This window comes from Psychrobacter sp. 1U2 (genome assembly GCF_051847575.1).
Genome location: NZ_JBPYDC010000458.1, coordinates 1 through 1059 on the forward strand (window position 1 = coordinate 1; position 1059 = coordinate 1059).

At 38.3% G+C, this 1059-nt stretch carries 1 pseudogene; it reads left to right on the forward strand.

The annotated features are described in order from the left end of the window. Positions 1–211 precede the first annotated feature (211 nt). A pseudogene (locus ACS8FD_RS16565) lies at positions 212–1059 on the forward strand (hypothetical protein); the annotation flags it as partial.

The window sequence follows — 1059 nt, forward strand, 5'->3', positions numbered from 1 at the left end:
TCTATTTGATAATTGAAAAAGGTTACAGATTGACTATCTCTAAAGAATATAAAAGAGTAGAATGTATACAAGCAAACAATAGTCTTCTATTAACTCGATAAGATTGTTCTAATTTTTTACAATTAAGCCAATTTATTGCATATTGAATAGTCAAAATAATTTTTTAAAAACTAAGATTAATACTCTATTGAGTATTAAAAGGATGCAGTCTGTGCAAATGAACAGAAGAACACTCATCATAGGTGCAAGCTTACTGCTTGGCCTAACTGCTTGCCAGCCGCCTTCGGATAAAACTGATTCATCAGATGCGCCCTCAACGTCAGCACAAACCGAAGCAGCGCCAAGTACACAGCCTCTTACAGAAGCGAAAACGCCAAAAGCTCTTACTAAAGCATTGGTTACACTATCTGAAAAAACATTAAAAGAGCAGCTCATTTGTTCCAAGCTTGATGACACGATAAATACCATTGATAATAAAAGTAAAATCGAAGATATTCATGCAGTTCAACGTCAAATAGAGGCTTGCTTACCAGTGGCAGACAATGCCGAGATACTTCAATGGCTAGAAGCCTACCAATCGATGTATGGACGTTTTTTGAATACTGATAGCTCTATGGATGATGAAGCATTTTACAGCGTCATGGATAATATTGACCAAGATGGAAAATTAACGGTAGCGCAATTAAAGCTGGTAAATCCTCGTGTCCGCTATCTTATTAGCTTGGTAAGGAGCAAAGCTGACGTCAGTGTCCGATATATAGGCGAAGGTCACTTTGCCTTTCATCACGACCTTTCGGCCATGGCTGATATGTTCACCCCTTATCTACCAGATGACCAAAGTGAGTTTATCCAGCGAATGGCGCAAGACAATCAAGAGATATTTTGGTTCGATGCTGCAATTGGTATATCTCTTGAAGAGTTGGTTGAACGCGCTGTATTTTGGGAAGATTTTATAGGCCGTTACCCAGATAGTAGATTCTATGATGATGTCAAAGCTTTGCTAGATACCTATCGCTATCTACTCTTTTTTGGCTCAGAAAACACTCAATGGATCGATGA